We start from the raw sequence: 6670 nt of genomic DNA, 5'->3' as shown, positions 1-6670 counted from the left end.
GCGCGGTGGAGAGGGGAAGCCCGGTGAGCTCAATTAAATACCTGGGGAGTTACCTTAAATAGCCTAGGACTAAAAATCGCAGACGGTCAAAACACCGCTAGCGCTAATCTGTCATTTTTCATGTCCAATGATATCGTCATCACTATACCTACATTGTTTTTCTATTGACAGGATAAAACTTAAGCATTAACATTGCAATAATGTTATATCACACTAATACATTAATATGAAAACAACTAATACCTTAAAACATGCAGCCTTACCTGATTTGATGAACGCAATAAGCTTGCTGAACTCCCACGAAGAAGCTTTGCAATTTTTTACTGATCTCTGTACACCTACAGAGCTGGAAGCCATGGCTGATCGTTGGCAAGTTGTTCCATTACTGCGGCAAGGGATTCCCTATCGCACCATTCATGAACAAACTGGCGTCAGTGTTACTACCATTACCCGCGTTGCGCGTAGTTTAAGCTTTGGCACCGGTGGTTATGAATTAATCGCCAATCGTTTGGAGTTAGCATGAAAAATCGTTTACGTTTAGCTTTACAAAAAAAGGGACGTCTGTCTGAAGAGTCCTTAATCTTACTACAAAAATGTGGCCTTAAATTTCGCATCAAACCCAATACCTTACTGACTCATGTCGACAATTTTCCAATTGATTTACTCTTTGTCCGCGACGACGATATTCCTGTTTTAGTATTTGATGGTCTTTGCGATGGTGGTATCGTGGGAGAGAATGTACTTTATGAGGCCGCGCTTGCTAATCCAGATAAATCTTACAAAACCATAGGCACTCTAGGCAGTTGTACCTGTCGCTTATCCATCGCCATTCCTGAATCTTTTGATTATCAAGGCCCCGGTAGTTTAGATGGAAAACGCATTGCAACGAGCTATCCCTATTTACTCAATCGCTATTTGCACGAACGAAAAATATGTGCTGAAACCCTGGTTTTATCAGGTTCAGTAGAAGTAGCCCCTCGCATGGGCATGGCCGATGCGATTTGCGATCTGGTATCTAGTGGCCAAACGCTTGAAGACAATAAACTTTGTGAGGTCGATACCGTATTACAAAGCCAAGCAGTCTTAATTCAAGCTGAAAAAAATTCTTCATCAATGTTTCAAGAATTATTCAACATGCTGGCCCGCCGTATTCAATCAGTACAGCAAGCCCAAGAACGAAAATACATTGTATTTCACGCTCCAAAATCCGCGCTCGCACGCATTGCCAAAAAACTTCCTGGTGCAGAGTCACCAACAATTCTCCCCTTACCAGGAAGTATCGACAAAGTTGCAGTACATGTTGTTTCCAGTGAACGTGTGTTTTGGAATACTTTGGAAACCATCCAAGAATTAGGTGCCAGTTCCATATTGGTATTGCCTATAGAAAAAATGCTGGAGTAATCATCATGTTAGTCATAAAAAATTGGCAATCTCTTTCTACCGTGGAGAAAAAAAAATGTTTAGCACGCCCAATAAGTGCATTCACGAACAAAGATAAAGTTCTAGAAATCATCGAACAAGTACGTACCTCAGGTGATAAGGCATTATTGGCATTCACCAAAAAATTTGATGGTGCCTCATTAAAATCCTTACAAATTGAGAAGGAAAAAATTGCCAAGGCTCAAGTAAGCCAAACGGCTTTAACGGCTATGAAAAAAGCCATTAGTACAATTAGTCAATACCACCAATCACTCTTACCTGAGAATAAAATCATCAGTACAGCTAATGGCGTCACCATACAAACCGTTTATCGACCAATCAAGCGTGTCGGTTTATATGTTCCAGGAGGTAATAAAACACCTTTAGTGTCTTCGCTTTTGATGCAAGCCATTCCTGCGTTAGTCGCGGGTTGCCCCATTAAAGTATTATGCACACCTCCAGATGCTGATGGTACGATTAACACGCATTTACTGGTTGCAGCACGTCTTTGTGGTATCGATACCATCTACAGTATAGGCGGTGCCCAAGCCATTGCAGCAATGGCTTATGGTACAGAAAGTATTACTAAAGTAGATAAGTTATTTGGCCCAGGAAATAACTACGTTACTGAAGCCAAAACCATAGTCGCCAGCGACCCAAAAGGCGCCGCAATTGATATGCCTGCAGGTCCGTCTGAAGTGATGATTCTTGCTGACAATCAAGCAAATCCAGCGTTTGTTGCCGCAGACTTACTCGCACAAGCAGAACACGGAGTAGACTCTCAAGTGATCTTAATTTGTGAACAGCAAGAATTTGCAGATAAAGTCAATCAAGAACTCTCGACTCAATTAAGCAAACTGCCACGAACCAGCATTATCAACGAATCATTAACACACAGTAGGATTCTCTTATGTAGTGATCCCCAAGAACAATTAACTATCATCAATGACTATGCGCCTGAGCATTTAATTATTAATCGTAGGGATGCAGAAATTTGGGTGGATCAAATTAATGCCACTGGCACTATATTTCTGGGTTCCTGGGCAGCAGAAACTTTAGGCGATTACGTTACTGGTTCCAATCACGTGTTACCTACCAGTGGCTTTGCCAAAAATCACAATGGCCTGGGTACACTCGATTTTTTAACCCGATTTAGTGTGCAATCAATTAGCAAAGCAGGAATTAAAAATTTAGGGCCTACGGCAATTACTTTAGCGCAAATCGAAGGATTGAATGCTCATGCGAACGCGGTGGCAATTAGACTGAATTCTTTGGAGGCTTAACTCATGTCCATACTTAACTTAGTACGATCAGAATTATTAGATATCCCAGTGTATATAAGCAGCCCCGAGCAAGATGCTCTAAGATTGCATGCTAATGAATTACCCTGGTCTGCCGTCAATGTAGATGCCATTAATTTAAACCATTACCCAGAAACAGAACTTAAAAATCAAGTGCAAAAACAATTAGCCAAACGCTATCAAATTAGCAGCGATCAAATAACCATTACTCGTGGTTCAGATGATGGCATTGATTTGATCATGCGCTTATTTTTAAAACCACTCCAAGATGCATTCATGCAATTTCCTCCAACCTTCTTCATGTATGCTTTTTATGCACGCTTACAGCAAGCGCAAATCATCCAATGCCCTCTAGATGCTATAGATAATTTCAGCATAAGCCTGGAGCGCATTAAAAGTTGTTGGCAAGAACAATGTAAACTCATCATGCTTTGTAATCCCAATAATCCAACAGCAAGTCTTATCGATTTACAATTAATTACTAGCCTTTGTGAATATTATAAAAATCGTTCAGTCATTGTTGTTGATGAAGCGTATATGGAATTTGCCAATGCAGAAAGTGCTATTTCTCTACTTTCTCAATACGACAATCTGATTGTATTGCGTACCCTTTCTAAAGCTTACGGACTTGCCGGTCTACGGCTTGGAGCGGTGATTGCACAACCACAAATTATTCAAACCATCAATAAAATTATGGCGCCCTACCCGTTATCCAGTGTAGTAATGCACTTGGCCTTACAAGCTTTGGCCAATGAGGATTGGTTTACTGTTGCCATCGAAAAAATTAAAGCAGAGCGTGTCAAGCTTCTCTCACGCCTTGTGCAAAATCCATTAATTGAAAAAATCTATCCCTCAGAAGCTAATTTTATTCTGATAAAAACAGCCTATGCCAATGAAATCGCTACCTGGTTTAGCAAACAAGGAATAAGTATCCGCAGTTTTCTCGCTAAATCATCATTACAAAATCATCTACGTATTACCGTGGGTGATGAACAGCAAAATCTGTTGATGATGACTGCTTTATCTTCTTTTCAAAATAGTATTTGTGGATCATAAACATGCAAAAAATTTTATTTATCGACCGTGACGGTACCTTAGTTGAAGAACCATTTGATTTCCAGGTTGACTCACTGGATAAAATTAAATTAATCCCAGGTGTAATTTCTGCTTTGTTGCAATTACAAAAAGCCGATTTTCGCTTTATTATGGTCAGCAATCAAAATGGCATTGGTACCCCTGCTTTTCCTGAAGAAGAATTCGACATCTGCCATGAATTCATCTTGGATCTCTTTTCGTCTCAAGGTATTGTCTTTGATGAAATTTTTATCTGCCCACACATGCCTGAAGATAATTGCTCCTGCCGCAAACCCAAACCAGGATTACTGGAGCAATTCATGCAAGAAACTTCTATTGATAAAACCTGTTCTTGGGTTATTGGCGATCGCCAAACCGACAAAGAATTGGCTGATAATTTAGAGATTAAATTTTTGCCAGTATCTGCTGAACATGGCTGGCAACAAATTTGCGCAACCATTCTCAATCAAAAACGCGGTGCTATGGTTAAGCGTAAAACGCAAGAAACTGACATTAATTTGACAGTAGTTCTGGATGCCGATCAAAACGGATGTATTAATACCCCATTGCCATTTTTCAATCACATGCTGGAGCAAATCGCTAAACACGGTGGTTTTAATTTGGAAATACAAGCAACTGGTGATGTTGAGGTCGATGACCATCACTTGATTGAGGACATTGCGATTGCCTTAGGTGAAGCCTTAAAAAAAGCTTTGGGTGATAAATGGGGAATTAATCGCTATGGATTTACTTTACCCATGGATGAATCCTTAGCTTCGATTGCTATAGATCTTAGTGGACGTAGTTTTTGTGAGTTTAATGGACAATTTACTCGTGAGTTTGTTGGCGGCATGGCTACAGAAATGGTTCCACACTTCTTTTACTCATTTGCTCATGCTTTAGAGGCAACTATTCACCTGCAAGTCAGTGGCCAAAATCATCACCATATGATTGAGGCCTGTTTTAAAGTTTTAGGTCGAGCATTACGTCAAGCTTGCGCAAAAACCAATGATGCTTTGCCATCAACCAAAGGGCTCTTATGATTGCAGTAATTGATGTAAGTGGAAATAACCTGGCCTCTTTAGGCCATGCTTTAATCAGCAAGATCTTAAGGTATTAAAAAAATTAAGAGTGACTGCTGCAATTTTAGGCTTGTCCTTATATCAAGGAACTTTAGATTTAGTCTCCTGCATAAATGATTTTGGAGGAGAACCTGATGCTGACTAAAAGGATAATCCCCTACGTGATAATCAAGTAGTTAAAGGTGTCAAATTTCGTAACCACCGCATTGTTGGCGATATTTTAGAATTAGCGGCTTGTTATTCAGACTCAGGCGCTGATGAGCTGGTTTTTTATGACATCATGGCTAGCTCTGATCAACGCTCAGTTTGCCCTACCTGGGTAAATCAAGTCGCGGCAACAATTAATATTCCTTTTACTGTTGCTGGCGGGATTCGCTCACCTCTTCAGGCAAAATCAGTATTGAATGCAGGAGCAGATAAAGTATCAATTAATAGCCCAGCATTAGAAAATCCTGAGTTAATTGATGAACTAAGCAAGCAATTTGGTAGCCAGTGTGTGGTCATTGGTATTGATAGCCAATGGATTATTGATGATTATTATGTATATCAATATACTGGTGATGAACGCAAAACGCTAAACTCCAAACGTAAAACCACAGAATGGATCAACGAAGTTCAAGACCGAGGTGCAGGTGAAATTGTGCTTAATTGCATGCAAGCAGATGGTGTGCGTAAAGGTTATGATATTCAACAATTGCAACAAATGCGTCGCTTGTGCCAAGTTCCGCTCATCGCTTCCGGAGGTGCAGGTTGTATCCATGATTTTGCCGAAGTTTTTATCCAAACAAAAGTCAATGGCGCTTTAGCTGCCAATATATTTCACGACAAAATAGCAACAATCGCTGAAATTAAGTCGACACTGAAACAACAAAATATTGAGGTACGATGATGAATCATTTAGAAATTGGAGCCTTAGATTGGAAAAAAATGGATGGATTAATCCCCGCCATCATTCAAAACGCAGAAAATGATAACGTACTCATGTTAGGTTATATGAATCAGGAATCACTAATTGCCACCGTCACTACAGGTCAGCTTACCTTATATAGCCGCAGCCATAAACGTTTATGGCGCAAGGGAGAAACCTCAGGAAATACCATGTCGGTGCAACATATTAGCACCAATTGCGACAACGATAGCTTATTGATTATGGTGATTCCTAAAGGCCCTGCTTGTCATTTAGGATATAAAAGTTGTTACCAACTGTCAGGCAATAGTGCAATTAGCTTTATGAGTGAGTTGGTTAATATTATTAATGACCGCGCTGAAGCTAAAGATAAAAACAGTTACACCGCACAATTGCTGGCAAGTGGTGTGAATCGTTGTGCACAAAAAGTAGGTGAAGAAGCGGTTGAAACAGTGATCGCGGCAATGAGTAATAATAGTGAGGAATTTATTAATGAATGTGCAGACTTAATATTCCACTTGCTCGTTTTGCTTAAAGCGTGTGAATTGAGTTTTTATGATGTGTTAGAATGTTTACAAAGTAGAGATAGAAAGATCCATACGTAATGGAAATAGTGTAAAACAATGGGAACAGATCCAGATCTGCCCCTCTTTTATCTTTATCTATAGGCTCCTCATGGCAATCGCAGTTTATTGAGTATAGATGGTTAAAATTTAAGTGCGATTGCCATAATAGGCTCAAATTTTGTCTTATAATCAGCTAAAATCTTTAACCAATCATCAGCCGTATCAAAATTGGCATTTTTTTGACTTTCTTCTGATACGTTAAGCCCGAGTTATTTAGCTTACATTTAGTTTTTAAATTGTTGGACTAGCTCTTGAAGCTCA

At 39.7% G+C, this 6670-nt stretch carries 5 protein-coding genes and 2 pseudogenes; all 7 read left to right on the top strand.

Features of this window, described 5'->3' with window-relative positions; all coding sequences use genetic code 11:
• The first annotated feature begins 226 nt into the window (after positions 1-226).
• The 7 genes and pseudogenes from QM652_RS13645 (at position 227) to hisIE (ending at position 6388) form a co-directional block, all read left to right on the top strand.
• Complete coding sequence (locus tag QM652_RS13645) at positions 227-523, top strand: YerC/YecD family TrpR-related protein (RefSeq protein ID WP_415076717.1); 297 nt, start codon at positions 227-229, stop codon at positions 521-523.
• The gene (gene hisG, locus QM652_RS13640) at positions 520-1401 is read left to right on the top strand and encodes an ATP phosphoribosyltransferase (protein WP_415076715.1); all 882 of its coding nucleotides are present in this window, start codon (positions 520-522) and stop codon (positions 1399-1401) included. Before QM652_RS13645 ends, hisG begins: the two co-directional genes overlap by 4 nt.
• 5 nt (positions 1402-1406) lie before the next feature.
• A complete protein-coding gene (gene hisD / locus QM652_RS13635) occupies positions 1407-2702 on the top strand; it encodes a histidinol dehydrogenase (protein WP_415076713.1) in 1296 nt (431 codons plus the stop codon).
• Positions 2703-2705: 3 nt separating this feature from the next.
• Positions 2706-3807: pseudogene (gene hisC / locus QM652_RS13630) on the top strand (histidinol-phosphate transaminase).
• On the top strand, positions 3779-4837 hold the full coding sequence (gene hisB, locus QM652_RS13625; protein WP_415076711.1) for a bifunctional histidinol-phosphatase/imidazoleglycerol-phosphate dehydratase HisB: 1059 nt from the start codon (positions 3779-3781) through the stop codon (positions 4835-4837). The pseudogene hisC and the gene hisB overlap by 29 nt, the downstream one beginning before the upstream one ends.
• Positions 4838-5010: 173 nt before the next feature.
• Positions 5011-5765 (top strand): annotated as a pseudogene (gene hisF / locus QM652_RS13620) (imidazole glycerol phosphate synthase subunit HisF).
• On the top strand, positions 5765-6388 hold the full coding sequence (hisIE, locus tag QM652_RS13615; protein WP_415076719.1) for a bifunctional phosphoribosyl-AMP cyclohydrolase/phosphoribosyl-ATP diphosphatase HisIE: 624 nt from the start codon (positions 5765-5767) through the stop codon (positions 6386-6388). Before hisF ends, hisIE begins: the two are co-directional and overlap by 1 nt.
• The last annotated feature ends 282 nt before the right edge of the window (positions 6389-6670 follow it).

It is taken from the genome of Legionella sp. (assembly GCF_047605385.1).
Lineage (GTDB): Bacteria > Pseudomonadota > Gammaproteobacteria > Legionellales > Legionellaceae > Legionella.
The sequence above is the reverse complement of the archived record's forward strand: the minus strand, read 5'-3'. Positions and strand labels throughout refer to the sequence as shown.